General features: G+C 74.9%; 14 protein-coding genes. 8 read left to right on the forward strand and 6 right to left on the reverse strand.

The window, feature by feature from the left end:
* Positions 1-41: 41 nt before the first annotated feature.
* Entirely contained in the window at positions 42-2,072 is a 2,031-nt protein-coding gene (gene efeU, locus IO33_RS0128130) for an iron uptake transporter permease EfeU (protein ID WP_031169994.1), read from the reverse strand.
* Positions 2,073-2,282: 210 nt separating this feature from the next.
* Here efeU and IO33_RS0128135 point away from each other — a divergent pair, with 210 nt between their 5' ends.
* The 5 genes from IO33_RS0128135 to IO33_RS0128155 are packed head-to-tail and all read left to right on the forward strand — an operon-like array spanning position 2,283 to position 6,474.
* Complete coding sequence (locus IO33_RS0128135) at positions 2,283-2,948, forward strand: DedA family protein (RefSeq protein WP_031169996.1); 666 nt, start codon at positions 2,283-2,285, stop codon at positions 2,946-2,948.
* On the forward strand, positions 2,945-3,556 hold the full coding sequence (locus IO33_RS0128140; protein ID WP_031169997.1) for a phosphatase PAP2 family protein: 612 nt from the start codon (positions 2,945-2,947) through the stop codon (positions 3,554-3,556). The genes IO33_RS0128135 and IO33_RS0128140 overlap by 4 nt, the downstream gene beginning before the upstream one ends.
* Complete coding sequence (locus tag IO33_RS0128145; RefSeq protein ID WP_031169999.1) at positions 3,553-4,308, forward strand: phosphatase PAP2 family protein; 756 nt, start codon at positions 3,553-3,555, stop codon at positions 4,306-4,308. The genes IO33_RS0128140 and IO33_RS0128145 overlap by 4 nt, the downstream gene beginning before the upstream one ends.
* A complete protein-coding gene (locus tag IO33_RS0128150; RefSeq protein ID WP_031170001.1) occupies positions 4,262-4,927 on the forward strand; it encodes a response regulator transcription factor in 666 nt (221 codons plus the stop codon). Before IO33_RS0128145 ends, IO33_RS0128150 begins: the two co-directional genes overlap by 47 nt.
* Complete coding sequence (locus IO33_RS0128155) at positions 4,924-6,474, forward strand: sensor histidine kinase (protein ID WP_078963929.1); 1,551 nt, start codon at positions 4,924-4,926, stop codon at positions 6,472-6,474. The genes IO33_RS0128150 and IO33_RS0128155 overlap by 4 nt, the downstream gene beginning before the upstream one ends.
* Before the next feature lie 49 nt (positions 6,475-6,523).
* Here IO33_RS0128155 and prcB read toward each other — a convergent pair whose 3' ends face one another.
* The 3 genes from prcB to IO33_RS0128170 form a co-directional block, all read right to left on the reverse strand.
* The gene (prcB, locus tag IO33_RS0128160) at positions 6,524-7,378 is read right to left on the reverse strand and encodes a proteasome subunit beta (RefSeq protein WP_031170005.1); all 855 of its coding nucleotides are present in this window, start codon (positions 7,376-7,378) and stop codon (positions 6,524-6,526) included.
* Positions 7,379-7,453: 75 nt separating this feature from the next.
* Entirely contained in the window at positions 7,454-8,401 is a 948-nt protein-coding gene (locus IO33_RS0128165; RefSeq protein WP_031170007.1) for a lysylphosphatidylglycerol synthase domain-containing protein, read from the reverse strand.
* Positions 8,398-9,882, reverse strand: a complete 1,485-nt coding sequence (locus IO33_RS0128170) for a hypothetical protein (protein ID WP_031170009.1) — start codon at positions 9,880-9,882, stop codon at positions 8,398-8,400. Before IO33_RS0128170 ends, IO33_RS0128165 begins: the two co-directional genes overlap by 4 nt.
* A gap of 195 nt (positions 9,883-10,077) precedes the next feature.
* Between IO33_RS0128170 and IO33_RS0128175 the strand changes: the two genes are divergently transcribed.
* Positions 10,078-10,461: a BlaI/MecI/CopY family transcriptional regulator gene (locus tag IO33_RS0128175; RefSeq protein WP_031170011.1), complete on the forward strand. Its 384-nt coding sequence runs from the start codon at positions 10,078-10,080 to the stop codon at positions 10,459-10,461.
* Complete coding sequence (locus IO33_RS0128180; protein ID WP_031170014.1) at positions 10,458-11,348, forward strand: M56 family metallopeptidase; 891 nt, start codon at positions 10,458-10,460, stop codon at positions 11,346-11,348. Before IO33_RS0128175 ends, IO33_RS0128180 begins: the two co-directional genes overlap by 4 nt.
* Before the next feature lie 284 nt (positions 11,349-11,632).
* Here IO33_RS0128180 and IO33_RS0128185 read toward each other — a convergent pair whose 3' ends face one another.
* Together IO33_RS0128185 and IO33_RS0128190 are read right to left on the reverse strand one after the other, a co-directional pair.
* Entirely contained in the window at positions 11,633-14,005 is a 2,373-nt protein-coding gene (locus tag IO33_RS0128185) for a glycoside hydrolase family 65 protein (RefSeq protein WP_031170016.1), read from the reverse strand.
* Positions 14,002-14,742 (reverse strand): HAD family hydrolase, encoded by a 741-nt coding sequence (locus IO33_RS0128190; RefSeq protein ID WP_031170018.1) that lies wholly within the window; start codon positions 14,740-14,742, stop codon positions 14,002-14,004. The genes IO33_RS0128185 and IO33_RS0128190 overlap by 4 nt, the downstream gene beginning before the upstream one ends.
* A gap of 85 nt (positions 14,743-14,827) precedes the next feature.
* Here IO33_RS0128190 and IO33_RS0128195 point away from each other — a divergent pair, with 85 nt between their 5' ends.
* Positions 14,828-15,472 (forward strand): nucleoside/nucleotide kinase family protein, encoded by a 645-nt coding sequence (locus IO33_RS0128195; protein ID WP_031170020.1) that lies wholly within the window; start codon positions 14,828-14,830, stop codon positions 15,470-15,472.
* The last annotated feature ends 40 nt before the right edge of the window (positions 15,473-15,512 follow it).

Genomic DNA, 15,512 nt, shown 5'->3' on the forward strand with positions numbered 1-15,512 from the left:
GTTCCCTTCGAGGTGCTGGCGGTGCGGGTGCGCGGTGGTCATCAGGCGGACTTCCGGATCTCGAGGAGGTCCGGGACGGGGGCGAGGTCTTCCAGCAGCTGGCCGGTGGCGCCGTCGAGGCGCTGCTTGTCGGCGTCGGCGAGCCTGTCGACGGGGGTCCAGTCGGCGCCGTGGTGGGCGGCGTCCAGGAGCTTCTGCACACGGGCGACGTCGGCGTCGACCGTCGGGAGCAGCCGGGGTGCGCGGGTGGTGAGCAGCGGCTTGAGGACGGTGAGCAGTTCGCGGGTGCCGGCGAGGTTGGCGTCGGCGGTGGCCAGGTTCGTGCCGCTGCCCTCGTCGGTGTCGCCGGTCAGCTCGAACTGGAGGGTGTTCTCCAGGATCTCGTGGGCGCGCAGCGGGAGGTCGCCGGGGTCGAAGTCCTGGGCCGGGAACGCCGTGCGCAGTCCGGCGGCGTCGGCGGCGAGCTGCCGGGCGGGGGCCCGCAGGTCGTCCGCGCCCTGGCCGTGCCACAGGCCGTACTCGATCCGCAGGAAGCCGGTGAAGTCCTTGTCCCGCTCGCCGTCCGGCAGTCCGTCGGCGCGGCCGTCGATCTTCTGGTCGTAGTCCTCGAAGGTGCCGTAGGCGGCGCCGAGGGAGGCGTAGGTGCGGTGGGCGGTGAGCCAGTCGGTGCGGGCCTTGTCCAGGTGGCCGTGCTCGATGTCGTCGTCGAGGGCGCGGGTCTGGGTGACGAGGGTGTCCAGGCCCTGCCCGACGTACGTCTTGTACGCCTTCAGCGGTGCGGCGAGGTCCTGCTCGGAGACGGGGACGACCGGCTTGGCCGCGCCGCCGCCGCTCACGGTCACCGTCCTGGAGGTGACGGCCCTGCCGCCGGTGGGGACGCAGCGCCAGGCGTAGGTGCCGCCCGCGACGGTGGCGACGAGGTCGCGGGTGGTGCCCGGGGCCAGGCCCTCGATCTCGCCGTAGACCGCGCTGGTCGACGGGTCGATGAGGTACACCTCGGAGGTCTTGCCGCCGGTGTTGCGCATCTGGAAGGTCTGCCGGCCCGGCTTGGGCGCGCTGAAGCCCTTGCCGCACTCGGTCTCGGAGACGGCGACGGTCTGGTCGCCGGCGGGCTTGGGCCGGGAGAGGGCGACGACGAGTCCGGCGAGCAGGGCCGGTACGGCGACCACGGCGGCCGGCACCACCCAGACCGGGCGGCGCCGCTCGGACCGGGCGGCCTTCGGCTCAGGCGCGGGGCGCTCCTGCGCCGGCTTCGGGGCCTTCGTCCGCACGCCGCGCACGAACAGGGTCATCACGACGGCGAGGTAGGCGGCGTAAGCCACCACCTGGAGCCAGGTCATGGCCGGGGTGAGGTTGAAGACGCCCTGGATCAGGGTGCTGTACCAGGAGCCCGCGTCCACACTGCCGGCGAGGTCCACCGCGTAGGCGGACCGGCCGGGCAGGACGCCGCCCTCCTGCAGGTCGCGCAGGCCGTAGCCGAGGACGCCGGCGGCGATGACGATCAGGACGGCGCCGGTGTAGGTGAAGAACCGCGTCAGGTTGATCTTCAGGACCCGCCGGTACAGGCCCCAGCACAGGCCGGCCGCGAGGACCAGGCCGATGCCGGCGCCGGTGAGCGGGCCGGCCGACTCGCCGGCCGCCTGGGCGGTGGTCCACAGGAACAGGGCCGTCTCCAGGCCCTCCCGGCCGACCGCGAGGAACGAGGTGAGGATCAGCACTCCGGAGCCCATGGCGAGGGCGCCGGTCACCTTCTCCTTCAGCTCGCCGGAGAGGCTGCGGGCCGAGCGGCGCATCCAGAACACCATGGCGGTGACGAACGCCACGGCGATCACGCTGAGGGTGCCGCCGAACGCCTCCTGGGCGGTCTGCGGCATGGAAGCGGCGGTGAAGGTGAGCACCGCGCCGAAGCTCATCGCCACGGCGACGGCGGCCAGCACCCCGGTCCACACCTGGGGCAGGCGGGAGCGCGCCCCGGCCCGCACCAGGGTGGCGACCAGGATGGAGACGATCAGTCCGGCTTCGAGTCCCTCCCTGAGTCCGATCAGGAAACTCGGAAACGCGTCGTCCCACATGCCCTGCAGCCCTCCCTGGTTAGTGAAGGCATGCCTTACCTTCGCGGACCATCATGACTACGGCCATGTAGTCGGTCAGTCATAAAGCGGCAATGGCCGGGCAAAGTCCCGGAACGTTGGACACCCTCCGTTCGTCTACAGGTCGGTAGACCGTCTACAAATATGTAGTCGGATCTTGTCGGAGCAAGTCGAAGGAAAGGGCGTACGGCGATGGCCACTCCCCCACACCTGGCGTCGCAGCTCGCGGTCAACGTGCTCGACGCACACTCCCTGCTCGCCGCCTTCGGTGTGCTCGGCGTCGGCGTGGTGCTCTTCGCGGAGACGGGCCTGCTGATCGGGTTCTTCCTGCCCGGGGACTCCCTGCTGTTCACGGCGGGGCTGCTGTGCACGGGCGCGTCCGACCGCTCGGTGCACCTCTCGCTCGGGCCGCTGCTCGTCACGGCGGCCGTCGGCGCCCTGGCCGGCTCGCAGTGCGGGTTCCTGCTGGGCCGCAAGGCGGGCGGCGCGCTGCTGGCCCGCAGCCGGTCGGCGAAGCTGCGCGAGGGCGCGCGGCGCGCGGAGGAGCTGCTGGAGCGGTACGGCCACGCGAAGGCGATCGTGCTGGCGCGGTTCGTGCCGGTGGTGCGCACGGTGCTGAACCCCATGGCGGGCGCCCTCGGCGTCCCGGCGCGGACCTTCACCCTCTGGCAGGTGGCGGGCGGGCTCGTCTGGAGCCTCGGCCTGACCCTCGCCGGATACGCGCTGGGCTCCTCGATCCCGAACGTCGACCGGTACCTGCTGCCGGTGATCGCCCTGATCGTCGTCGTGTCCCTGCTCCCGCTCGTCGCCGAGGTACTGCGCTCCCGCAGGGCGGCCAAGGAGGAGGCCCGCGGATGACGTACGCCCTGTCGGGCTCGTCGGTGGACGGGCCGCTCTACACCGGCGTGGTGGACCTCGCCCACCGGTCCCCCGCCTGGCTGGACGACCTGATAGCCGACTGGTCGGCGTACGGGCTGGCGGTGTTCGCGCTGCTGATGGTCGTGGGCTGGTGGCGGGCCCGCCGGGACGGGGCGAACGCGGCGCTGACGGCGTTCGCCGTGCCGGTGGCGGTGGTGGTCGCGTTCGGGGTGAACAGCGCCGTGAAGCCGCTGGTTGCCGAGGACCGGCCGTGCCGCCGGCTGGTCTTCCGCACCCTGGAGGCGTGTCCCGCGCGGGGTGACTGGTCGTTCCCGAGCAACCACACCGCGGTCGCCTTCGCCGCCGCGGTCGCCCTGTTCTCCGTCTCCCGGCGCCTCGGCGCGGTCGCCTCGGTGTGCGCCCTCGCCATGGCGGCCTCCCGGGTGTGGGTCGGGGTGCACTATCCGCACGACGTCGTCGCGGGGGCGGCGCTCGGCGGGCTGGTGGGTCACCTCGCGATGCTCGTCCTGCGGCGCCGGCCGAAGGCTCTCGCGGACCGGCTGTCGGGCACCTGGCTGCGTCCGCTGCTGGTGTCGGGACCCGCATGAGGCCCGGCAGGCTCGCGGACGCCGGCGGCACGGCGGCGCTGGGCGCCTGGATGGCGTTCGCGGCGCTGACCGCGCTGGTGGTGAGCCATCGGGGCGGCCCGCTCTATCCCGACCAGGCCCTGCTGTCCTGGTCCGTGGGACACCGCCCGCGGGTGGCGGTGACGGTGGCCCGCGCACTGACCGCCACGGGCACCGGGGTCGTGCCGTACGTCCTGGTGGCCCTGGCCGGGCTGATCGCGGGACGCACCGTGCGGCAGCGGCTGGTGGCCGTGGCGCTCGGCGCCCTCTGCCTCGCCGCGGGCCAGGCGCTGCGGTACGGCGTGCTCGACCTGGTCGCAAGGGCCCGGCCGCCGCGCTGGGAGTGGCGGACCCACGCCTCCGGCTGGTCGTTCCCCTCCGGCCACACCACCACCGGCGCCCTGACGGCCGGCCTGCTGATCCTCGCCCTGTGCCTGCGCGCCCCGCGCGGCCGGACCGTGCTGTGCGCGCTGGCCGCCTGCTGGGGAGCGGGTGTCGGGCTGACCCGGGTCTACCTCGGCGTGCACTGGTTCACCGACGTGGTCGGCGGCTGGCTGTTCGCCGTCGGCTGGCTCGGGGTCCTCCTCTGCGCCGCGGCCCGGTGGCTGCCCGGGCCCCACGCCCCGCGTGCCCCCGAACCGGGCACGTCCCATCCCAGCGACACGGCCGACGGGCCGGTGGAGAGAGATGCGCCCCAGGATCCTCATCGTCGAGGACGATCACGCCCTGCGTGACGTGCTGCGCCGTGGACTGCACGACGAGGACTTCGACACGGTCTGCGCCGGCGACGGCGCCACCGCCCTGCGCCTGGCGGCACCGGACGTGTCCGCCGTCGTGCTGGACGTCGGGCTGCCCGACGCCGACGGCCGCGACGTCTGCCAGGCGATGCGCGCCAACGGCTTCCTCGCCCCGGTCGTCTTCCTGACCGCACGGCAGGGGCTCACCGACCGGCTGTCGGGCTTCTCGGCGGGCGGCGACGACTACCTGCCCAAGCCCTTCCATCTCGCCGAGCTGGCCGCGCGGCTGCGCGCCGCCCTGCGCCGGACCGCGCCCCCGCCCGCCTCCACCCCCGCGGGCGGACTGCTCCTGGACGCCGTCCGGCACAGCGCCACCGTGCACGGCAGGCGCCTCGACCTCACCCCGACGGAGTTCCGGCTGCTGGCGGTGCTCACCGCGGCCGGCGGGGAGCTGGTGCGGCGCCGCGATCTGCTGCGCGCGGGCTGGCCGGAGGGGGCGCAGGTCAGCGACAACACGCTGGACCAGTACCTGACCCGGCTGCGCCGCAAGCTGCGCACCGCGGGAAGCGAACGGACGATCGCCACGGCACGCGGGATCGGCCACCGCCTCACATGACCCCCACCGACCGCAGCCGCCCCCTGCTCTCCCGCGTCCGGCCGGCCCCCACCGGCCACACCCGACCGCTGCTCGCCCGCATCCGGCCGTTCCGCACCCGCACCCGACCGCTGCCCGCGAGCGGAAGGCCGCCGCTGCCCCGCGGTGCCGGCCCGTCGGGCACCCGTACGCCCTGGTCCCTGGCCCGTGTCGGCGCCCGTGCCACCGCCCGTCTCGCGCCCCGCACGCTGCGCGGCCGGCTCTCCCTGGTCGCGCTGACCACGGCCGCGCTGCTGATGGTGATCCTCACCGTGGTGTTCAACACGGTGGTCCGCCACCGTCTCCAGCAGGAGGCGGACGACGAGCTGCGCACCCGCGCCGCGGCCGTCGCCACGACGGTCGACACCCGGCACGGCCGCGTGCGGGTGCTGGAGACCTCCGGTGACCGGCTGCTGGACACCAACGCGTGGATCTACGCGGGCGGCCGGCTGCTGGAGCAGCCTCCGTCCGGGGCCGGCGCGCTCACCCGCGCCGCCGGCGCCCTGGCCGCCCGCGGCCGGCGGGGCTGTGCCGTGGTGCACGGCCCCGACACGGTACGGCTGTGCGCGGAGCCGGTGCCCGGCGTCGGCGCGCGGGCCACCGTGGTCACGGCCCTGGACCTCGCGCCGTACCGGAACTCGGCCGAGACGCTGCTGCTGGGCTCGTTCGCGCTGGACGCGGTGATGCTCGCCTGCACCTATGCGCTGACCCGGCTGGCGGTGGGGCGGGCGCTGCGCCCGGTGCGCGCGATGACGGAGCAGGCGACGCAGTGGAGTGCCGTGGGCTCCGAGGAGCGGTTCACGGGCCGGGGCCGGCCTGCCGAACTGGCCGCGCTCGGCGCCTCGTTGGACGCCCTGCTGGACCGGATCCGGGCGGTGCTGCGGCACGAGCGGCAGCTGACCGGCGAGCTGTCGCACGAGCTGCGCACCCCGCTCAGCCGGATCGTCGCCGAGCTGGACTGGTGGCGCTCCCGGCCGCGCTCCGCCGCCGAGACCCGCGCCTCCCACGAAGTGCTGGCCGAGGCCGCGCAGTCGATGCGCACCGTGTGCGACACCCTGCTCGACGAAGCCCGCGCGGGGGTGCCGACGGCACCCGGCACCGCCGATGTGCCGGCGGTGCTGCACCGGTTGTCCGCGGCCGTGGCCGCCCCGGACGCGGTGCGGATCACCGTCGGGGGCGCTGCCGGAGCGCTGACGGCCGGGGTGCGGCCCGCGCTGCTCGAACGGATCGTCAGCCCGCTGCTGGCCAACGCGGTGCGCTATGCCCGTACGACGGTCACGCTCACGGCGAGCCCGGTGGACGGCGGCGTACGGGTCGAGGTGACGGACGACGGTCCGGGGGTGCCCGGGGACTTCACGGAGGTGCTCTTCCAGCCCGGCAGACGGGCCGATCCCGGCGACGGGCACGGCGGCGCCGGCCTGGGGCTTCCCCTGGCCCGCCGCCTGGCCCGCTCGGCCGGCGGCGAGGTGTTCCACGACCCCGGGCACGGGCCCGGGGCGCGGTTCGTGGTCACACTGCCCGCCGGATGACCGCTGTCTGAGGTCATGGTGCCGACGCTGCCAAGAGCGCGGGGCGGGGTCAGAGCAGGGCGTGCGGTCCGTCCGGGCGGGTGGTGCGCGCTTCGACCATCTCCCGGCTGAGTTCCCCGGTCTCCGGCTCCGGCAGCCGCTCGAAGCCGTCCGCGGTGATGACACAGACGACAGGGAAGATACGGCGGTTCAGGTCGGGGCCGCCGGTGGCCGAGTCGTCGTCCGCCGCGTCGTACAGCGCCTGGAGCGCGGCGAGGGCCGCCTCGCGGCGGGTCAGACCGGGCCGGTACAGCTTCTTCAGGGCGCCCCGGGCGTACGGGGAGCCGGAGCCCTCGGCGTAGAAGTCCTGCTTCTCGTAGAGACCGCCGGCCGCGTCGAAGCCGAAGATGCGGCCGCGGCCGCCGCCGGGCGCCGAGAGGTCGTATCCGGCGAGCAGCGGGACGACGGCGAGGCCCTGCATGGCCTGGGCGAGGTTCTGCCGGATCATGGCCGCGAGGCGCGTCGCCTTGCCGGCCAGGGTCATCGGGGTGCCCTCGACCTTCTCGAAGTGCGTGAGTTCGACCTGGTAGAGCCGGACCATGTCGACGGCGAGGCCGACGGTGCCGGCGAAGGCGACCGCCGTGTGGTCGTCGGCGGGGTGAACCTTCTCCAGGTCGCGCTGGGCGATGAGGTTGCCCATGGTGGCCCGGCGGTCGCCGGCTATGAGCACGCCGTCGCGGTAGGTCAGGGCGAGCACGGTGGTGCCGTGCGGGAACCGGTCGGGGGGCGTCCGTACGCCGTCGGGCAGCGAGCGGGCGGTGGGCAGCAGCCCGGGCCGGTGCGCGGCCAGGAACTCCGTGAAGGACGACGTCCCCGGCGTGAAGAACGCCTCGCTCGGCAGCCCCGCGGTGTCGTTGCCCGGCATGGCTCTCCCCCTTGTGTGGCGGCACGTGACATCCGAGTCCTACCTGCGGCGGGCGGGCCGGAAACTCCGCGTCCCTCACAGCGCCTTGCGCCGCACCAGCACCGCGAGGACCAGCAGTCCCGGAAGCAGCGGCAGCCACACGGTCAGCAGCCGGTAACCGAGCACGGCCGAGGCGGCGGCCGCCCCGGGGGCACCGGCGACGGTCAGGGCGAGGGCGAGCGCCGCGTCCAGGGAGCCCAGGCCGCCCGGGGTCGGCAGCAGCGCGGCGGCGCTGCTCGCGGCGAGGTACAGCAGGGCCACCTGCGGCGGCGGCAACGGCAGTGCGACCGCCCGGACGACGGCGACGAGGACCAGGCAGTGCAGTGCGGCGAAGGCCAGCGAGCCGCCCCACAGGGCCGCGGCTCGCACAGGGCGCAGGTGCAGGGCGCGGATGTCGGCCAGGACGGCGGACAGGGCTCGCCGGCAGGGGTCCCACCAGGGGCTCGCCGGCAGGGCCGCGAGCAGGAGGAGGCCGCCGAGGGCGACGGCGAGGGCCGTGGGGCTGAGAGACGGCAGGCGCAGCAGGCCCGGGCAGCCGGGGGCGAGCACGGCGATCAACGCCAGCCGCGCGGTGGCACCGGCGGTGGCCTTGACGGCGACGGCGCTGGCCGCGCGGCCCGCCGGCAGGCCGCAGCGCATCAGGAACCGCAGGTTCACCGCCCCCGCACCGAGCCCCGCGGGCAGCAGGTGGCCCGCGGCGGAGGCCGCGAACTGAGCGGCGACCAGCCGCGGTCCGGGCAGCGGTCGCACGACCGCGCCCTGTTGGGCGAGCGCCGAGGCGGCCCAGGTGCACACGGCCGCCGCCGCGGCGGCCAGCAGCCAGCCCGGGTCGGCGCCGGCCAGCCGCCAGGCCCCGTGCTCGACCGCGGGCCAGTGCCGGCGGGCCAGGTACAGCCCGCCGAGCAGGACGGCGAGCAGGACGCCGGCGTGCCAGCAGGCGCGGCGCCGGCCGAGGGAGACGGTGAGCTGCGCCGGTGCCGTCATCGGCCGCTCCCCGGCACGGTGTGGTACAGCCGCCCGCCGTCGAAGGGATCGGCCGGCCAGTCGCGGGCGTATCCGGGCGGCCGTGACCCGGCGGGTACCAGGACCGCGACGGGGATCCGCCGGGCGGTGCCGGCGATGGCGTGCTCGGTGCTGTTGGCGTTGTGTCCGCTCGTCGCGGCCGAGGCACAGCCGGTGTAGAAGGCGATCGGGATGGCCTCGTCCCCGGTGAGCAGGCAGGGCGGGCGGACGCCGAGCCGGTGGAGGGTGGCGGCCGTGCGGGACCAGCTGCCGTGTTGCGCGGTGGTGGCGTCCACCGTGTGGGTCAGGACGGCCAGTTGAACGCCCAGGTGGGCGGCGAGTCCCAGGCCCAGAAGCGCGATGGCGGCCGGGCGCCTGCGCCTGCGCGGTGCGGTGACCAGGTGCACCAGTGCGTCGGCGGCCGGGAGGGCGAGCAGGGCGTAGGCAGGCAGCAGGAAACGCGGGGCCGCGTAGTCGATCAGGAACAGGTAGGGGAAGGCGGTGGCCGCCGCACAGGCGAACGGCAGCAGCGTGGGCACCGTACGCCCGGCGCGGGCGGCGACGGTGAGCCCGAGCACGGCGAGCAGCGGCAGCACGAACCACCACACGAGGACCACCGAAGGGGGCAGCTCGCCGGTGCACGGGCGGCACAGGGTCCGGCCGCCGAGGCTGCGCAGCTGGTCGACGACGGCGAAGTGCCGGCCGAGGCCGCCCTGGATCGCCGAGCCGTCGGCCAGGCGGCGCACCGGGCCGCCGTAGCGGACGTAGGCCTCGGCGATCCACTCGGCGGCGCCGGCCGCGAGTCCGGCGAGCAGCACCGCGAGCGGCCGCCCCTGGCGCCGGGCGAGGGCGAGGACGAGCAGCGGCAGCACCGCCCAGACCGCGTCCATGGGCCGCATCCAGGCCATGAGCGCGGCACTGGCCGCCAGGCCCCGGTACGGGGAACGCCCGGGGCCGGTGCGGGAGCGCAGGAAGCAGCCGACGGCGGCCAGGGCGCCCACGGCGACCCAGTAGTTGGGCATGGCCTGCGGGCCGTAGAAGAGGGTCACCCACAGGGACGCGAACAGGGCGCCGCCGAGGCCGAGGACACGGGCCGGGAACAGGCCGCGCCAGGCGCGCAGGGCCAGGAACAGGGCGAGGCCGGACAGGACAGCGAGGTAGATCCTCAGCAGCGCCGTGGAGGACGACCAGGAGGCGACGGGCGCGACGAGCAGGGAGACGCCCCGGGCGCGGGGCGCGCTGAAGAAGGCGGCGGGGGCGTGTGCGCTGACCTGGCTGACGTAGACCGTCTCGTCCCAGCCCAGGCCCATGCCGGGCCGGACGAGGAGCAGCTGGGCCAGGGTGAAGGCGGCTGCCACGGCCGCGAGCGTGATCGTGGACCGGGTCCGCCGGGCCCCGTCCGGCGTACGGTGCGGACGCTCGCGCCGCAGCCCCGCGAGTGTGGCGTGCGGGCTCCCCGTCATCGTCCCCCCTCTGCCCCTCGGCGTGCGGATCACTGTCACCCTACAGTCTGTAGGGGCACGGGGGGCGGCGCACACGGCGACATGAGGACATCGCCGACCCACGGGAAAACACCGACAAACTAACCCGATTCCCCGCTCTGTGCCGGGTGGACGGGGCCAGCCGGCCGCCGGCACTACGCGCTGTAAGGTTGGAGCATGGCTGGCACAGGGTCCCGCGGCAGGGCGGAGCGGCGCAGCGCCGGTGCGCTGGAGAGCGAAGTGCTGGCCGCTCTCTGGGCGACCGAGCGGCCGCTGACCCCGGCGGAGATCCAGGCCGAGATCGACGGCGCCCTCGCCTACAACACCGTGCACACGATCCTCAAACGCCTCTACGACAAAGGCCTGGTGCTGCGGGACGCCGACGGGCGGCGCGGCGCGTACCGGCCGGCGAAGAACGCGGCCGAGCTGACCGCCGAGGCGATGCACGAGGCCCTGGACCGGGGCCCGGACCCGATCGCCGCGCTCCAGCAGTTCGTGACCGGCCTCCGTCCCGAGGAGGAGCGGGCGCTGCGCGAGTTGCTCGCCGGAGGCCGCGCATGAGGTTCGACGTGTACAGCCCGCTCGTGCTGTCGCTGCTGCTGTCGGCGGCCGGGCCGGTGATCGCCCGGCGGGTCGCTCCCGCCCTCGCCGCGCGTGTGCTGACCTCGGCGGCGGTGCTGACCGCCGTGGCCACCGCCTGGTCGCTGGTCCTGCTGGCCGCCGCGCTCCTCGGGGACGTGCCGCCGGTGATCCGCGAGGCCCGCGAGGACGGGCACCCGGTCGCCGATCCGGTGCCCGGGGCGATCGGGTACGCCGCGTGTCTGGCGCTGGTCGTGATCGCCCTGCGGGTGCGGCGTGCCGTGCGCGCGGAGTTCCGTACCCGGCGGGCCCTGCGCCGGCTGTGTGCGGGGCATCCGGCGGACACCGAGCTGATCGTCGCCGCCTCCGCGACGCCGCAGGCCTTCGCGATCCCGGGCCGGCCGGGCCGGATCCTCGTCACCTCGGCCATGCTGAGCGCCCTCCGGCCCGCCGAACGGCGGGTGCTCCTCGCGCACGAGCGGGCCCATCTCGCCCACCGGCACGGCCCGCTGGTCACGGCGGCGACGCTCGCGGCGGCCGCCGATCCGCTGCTCGGCCCGGTGCGTACGGCCGTCGGCTTCCTCGTGGAGCGGTGGGCCGACGAGCAGGCGGCGGCCGCGGTCGGCGACCGGCGGACCACCGCCCGGGCACTGGCCCGGGCCGCGCTCACCGCGGGCGGAGCCAGGCCGTGCGCGCTGCACTTCACCGACCGGGCGGTCACCCGGCGCATCGCGGCCCTGCAGACGAGCCCTCCCCCACGCCTGTGGCCCCTCGCGCTCGCCGTCCTCCTGCTGGGCACGCTGGCGGCGCTGCTCGCCGCCGACGCCACGAGCGACCTGGTGCGACAGCTGTCGGGCGTGCTCAGCTGAGAGCACCCGCGAGAAGCGCGGGACGGTATCGGCACGCGGGGACCAAGTCGCCCGTGGTGCCGCGGACGCCTGCCGGCATGTCCCGGCCCGCACAGAGGAGCGCCTGGTGCTGCGGCCGGAAAGGTTCACCGGATCGCGATGCCCGGCACGGCAGCTCGGCGCGTTGTCGCACCACCCGAGTACATCCAGTACGCGGGCGATGCTCCCCCACGGCCCGAAAGGCGTGGGAGGTGCCCCAGCACCGGACGCCGCGAGCTTTCCGGCGAACCTTTCCGGCCACAGCCCTAGCCCCCGTTCGGGGCGCGATGCGGCGGCTGCTCCGGAGCCGGTCGGCGGCGGGCCGGCGGCACGGCCCGCACGGCCGGCTCGTCGGCCGACACCGTGAGCGGCTCACCATGGTGTCGCAGGGTCAGCGGCGGCCCGTCCAGCAGCGCGTACGTCGCCTTGTCAGCGCCGATGTCCACGCGCAGCCGTCGGCCGCGGAACTCGACGTTGAAGGCGAGCCGGTTCAGCCGCTCGGGCAGGCGCGGCGCGAACCGCAGCCGCTCGCCGTCGCGGCGCATCCCGCCGAAGCCCGCCACCAGCGCCATCCAGGTACCGGCCAGCGAGGCGATGTGCAGCCCGTCGCGGGTGTTGTGCTCCAAGTCCTGCAGATCCATCAGGGCCGCCTCGGTGGTGTAGGCGTAGGCGAGGTCGAGATGGCCCGTCTGGGCGGCGATGACGGCCTGGCAGCAGGCCGACAGGGAGGAGTCCCGGACGGTGAGCGGCTCGTAGTAGGCGAAGTTGCGGGCGACCTGGTCCGCGCCGTCGGCGCCCGCCCCGCCGTCCCCCTTCTCGAAGAAGTCGCCGCAGGTGTACATGGCCAGCACCAGGTCGGCCTGCTTGACGACCTGCTTGCGGTAGAGGTCGAAGTAGGGGAAGTGCAGCAGCAGCGGGTACTGGTCGGCGCGCGTGCCGGCGAAGTCCCAGCGCTGGTAGCGGGTGAACCCGGCGTGCTGCTCGTGCACACGCAGTTCGTCGTTGTACGGGAAGTGCATCGCCTCGGCGGCGTCCCGCCAGGAGGCGGTCTCCTCCTCGTCCACGCCGAGCCGGGCCGCCTCGCGCGGGTGGCGTTCGGCGGCGTCGGCCGCGGCGAGCAGGTTCTGCCGGGCCATGAGGTTGGTGTAGGTGTTGTCGTCGGCGACCGCGCTGTACTCGTCGGGGCCGGTGACGCCGTCGATGTGGAAGGCGCCGTGCCCGTCGTGATGACCCAGTGAACGCCACAGCCGGGCCGTCTCCACCAGCAGCTCCACGCCCACCTCGCGCTCGAACACGGCGTCGCCGGTGGCCTCGACGTACCGGATCACCGCGTCGGCCACGCCGGCGTTCACATGGAAGGCGGCGGTGCCGGCCGGCCAGTACGCCGAGCCCTCCGGTCCGGCGATGGTCCGCCAGGGGAAGGCCGCCCCGCCGAGCCCGAGCTGGGCGGCGCGCTCGCGGGCCTCGTCCAAGGTGTTGTACCGCCAGCGCAGGGCCTCGGCGACGGCCACCGGAGCGGTGTGGGTGAGGACGGGCAGCACGAACATCTCGGTGTCCCAGAAGGCGTGCCCGTCGTAGCCGGAACCGGTCAGGCCCTTGGCCGGGATGGCGCGCTGCTCGGCGCGGCTGCCCGCCTGCAGAACGTGGAACAGGGCGAAGCGGACCGCCTGCTGGACCTCCTCGTCACCCCCCACCTCGACGTCGGCTCGGGCCCAGAAGTCGTCCAGGCAGGCTTGCTGGTCCGCCAAAAGGCCCTGCCAGCCGTCGTGTGCGGCGGCGGCGAGCGCGGCGTCCACCTGGTCGGCCATCGCGGGCAGCGAGCGGGTGCCGGACCAGCCGTGGGCGACCAGCTTCTCCACCCGCAGCGTCTGTCCGGGCTCCAGTACGGAGGTGACCGTCAGCCGGGCCACGTCGGCGCCGCTCTCGCTGCGGGTGGTGGTGCGCTCCGGGCCGCTGACGACGTGGTCGGCGGCCACGGCCACCCTCAGGCCGCTGCGCCGGGTGCGGTGCACCAGCCGCAGCCGGCTGCCGGAGGCGAAGTGGTCCTCCGGTTCCAGCGGCGACTGCAGTGCCATGGCCGCGCGCGGGTCGCCGTTCGACTCCGGCAGGCTCTCGCCCGCGACCAGTTCGGACTGGATCACCACCCGGCTGCGGCCGTCGACGGCCTCCACCTCGTAGGCGATCGCGGCCACCGCGCGCTGGGTCAGCGACACCAGCCGGGTCGAGCGCACCCGGATGGTGGAGCCCGCCGGGGAGGTCCACTCGCAGTTCCGCTCCAGCACCCCGCGGCGCAGGTCCAGGACCCGCTCGTGGGCGACGAGCCGGCCGTAGCGCAGGTCGAACGGCTCGTCGTCCACGAGCAGCCGGACGATCTTGCCGTTGGTGACGTTGATGACCGTCTGACCCGACTCCGGGTAGCCGTAGCCGGCCTCCGCGTACGGCAGCGGATGCACCTCGTGCACGCCGTTGAGGTAGCTGCCGGGCAGGCCGTGCGGTTCGCCCTCGTCCAGGTTGCCGCGCCAGCCGACATGGCCGTTGGACAGCGCGAACACCGACTCGCTCTGGGCGAGGACGTCGAGGTCGAGGGCGGTCTCCCGGACGGCCCACGGCTCGACGGCGTACGACCGGTCGGTGATCACTGCTTGCCTCCCAGCTCGGCGAGATCCTTCACCACGACGCTCGCGCCGTGGGCGTACAGCGCGTCGGTCTGCCCCACCCGGTCCACCCCGACGACGTACCCGAAGCCGCCCGCGCGGCCCGCGTCCATGCCGGCCAGCGCGTCCTCGAAGACGGCGGCCCGCGGCGGCTCGACGCCGAGGTCACGGGCGGCGGCGAGGAAGGTGTCGGGGTGCGGCTTGCCCGGCAGCCGGCGTTCCGCGGCGACCACGCCGTCGATCCGTACGTCGAAGAAGTGCTCGGCGCCGACGGAGCGCAGCACGTCCTGGCAGTTGGCGCTGGAGGAGACGATCGCCGTGCGCAGCCCCTCGGCGCGGACCGCCTCCAGATAACGCAGGGTGCCCTCGTAGGCCTCGACGCCACCGGTGCGGATCTTCTCCAGCAGCAGGGTGTTCTTGCGGTTGCCGAGGCCGTGCACGGTGCGGGCGTCCGGTGGGTCGTCGGGACCGCCCTCGGGCAGCCGGATGCCGCGCGAGTCGAGGAAGGCGCGTACGCCGTCGGCGCGGGGACGGCCGTCGACGTACTCGTCGTAGTCGGCGACCGGATCGAAGGGCCGGCCCTGCTCCCCCGCGTAGTTCCGCAGGAACGCGTCGAACGTCTCCTTCCAGGCGGCCGCGTGCACGACGGCCGTCCTGGTGACGACACCGTCGAGGTCGAACAGACAGGCCTGGATTCCGTCGGGAAGACCGAGCTGAGTCATACCCTGCACTGTTCCCCGTGGGGCACCGTCCAGTGAGTGGCGCACGCCACACATCGCGCGAACTCCTGGTGACACACTCTGCTGTGTGCCGCTGACCTTCGACGACCTCCTCGACCGCGCCCGCGCACTCCCCCGGGACGGCCGGCGCGCCGTGCTCGGCATCGCGGGCAGCCCCGGGGCCGGCAAGACGACCCTCGCCGAACATCTGGTGCGTGCCCTGAACGCCGACGGGCCGCCCTGGGCGGCGCACGTCCCGATGGACGGCTTCCACCTCGCCGACGCCGAACTCGACCGGCTCGGCCGCCGGGACCGCAAGGGGGCGCCGGACACGTTCGACGCGGCGGGGTACGCCGCGCTGTTGCGGCGGTTGCGCGAGGACCCCGACGAGGTGGTGTACGCGCCCGGGTTCGAGCGGGTGCTGGAGCAGCCGGTCGCGGGCGCGATCCCGGTGCCGCCGGCGGCCCGGCTGGTGGTGACCGAGGGCAACTACCTGCTGCTGGCGGAGGGTTCGTGGGCGCGGGTGCGGACCTGTCTGGACGAGGTGTGGTTCTGCGAGTCGGACGAGGACGAGCGGGTCCGCCGGCTGGTCGCCCGGCACGAGGAGTTCGGCAAGGACCACGCGGCGGCCGTGGCCTGGGTGCTGGGCACGGACCAGCGCAACGCCGACCTGGTCGCGACGACCAGGGGCCGGGCGGACCTGGTGGTGTCCGCCCCCTGGGCGCCCCTCTAGGCGCGCGGGGCGGTGGCGGCACGCGGCTGTGCCGCGCGGG

It is taken from the genome of Streptomyces durhamensis, from assembly GCF_000725475.1.
GTDB classification, from domain to species: domain Bacteria; phylum Actinomycetota; class Actinomycetes; order Streptomycetales; family Streptomycetaceae; genus Streptomyces; species Streptomyces filipinensis.

Coding starts and splice junctions, on each gene's coding strand:
- IO33_RS0128175 (WP_031170011.1), top strand. CDS start 10,078: ATGGCTGGCACAGGGTCCCGCGGCAGGGCGGAGCGGCGCAGCGCCGGT.
- IO33_RS0128170 (WP_031170009.1), bottom strand. CDS start 9,882: ATGACGGGGAGCCCGCACGCCACACTCGCGGGGCTGCGGCGCGAGCGT.
- IO33_RS0128140 (WP_031169997.1), top strand. CDS start 2,945: ATGACGTACGCCCTGTCGGGCTCGTCGGTGGACGGGCCGCTCTACACC.
- IO33_RS0128135 (WP_031169996.1), top strand. CDS start 2,283: ATGGCCACTCCCCCACACCTGGCGTCGCAGCTCGCGGTCAACGTGCTC.
- IO33_RS0128165 (WP_031170007.1), bottom strand. CDS start 8,401: ATGACGGCACCGGCGCAGCTCACCGTCTCCCTCGGCCGGCGCCGCGCC.
- IO33_RS0128145 (WP_031169999.1), top strand. CDS start 3,553: ATGAGGCCCGGCAGGCTCGCGGACGCCGGCGGCACGGCGGCGCTGGGC.
- prcB (WP_031170005.1), bottom strand. CDS start 7,378: ATGCCGGGCAACGACACCGCGGGGCTGCCGAGCGAGGCGTTCTTCACG.
- IO33_RS0128155 (WP_078963929.1), top strand. CDS start 4,924: ATGACCCCCACCGACCGCAGCCGCCCCCTGCTCTCCCGCGTCCGGCCG.
- efeU (WP_031169994.1), bottom strand. CDS start 2,072: ATGTGGGACGACGCGTTTCCGAGTTTCCTGATCGGACTCAGGGAGGGA.
- IO33_RS0128190 (WP_031170018.1), bottom strand. CDS start 14,742: ATGACTCAGCTCGGTCTTCCCGACGGAATCCAGGCCTGTCTGTTCGAC.
- IO33_RS0128150 (WP_031170001.1), top strand. CDS start 4,262: ATGCGCCCCAGGATCCTCATCGTCGAGGACGATCACGCCCTGCGTGAC.
- IO33_RS0128180 (WP_031170014.1), top strand. CDS start 10,458: ATGAGGTTCGACGTGTACAGCCCGCTCGTGCTGTCGCTGCTGCTGTCG.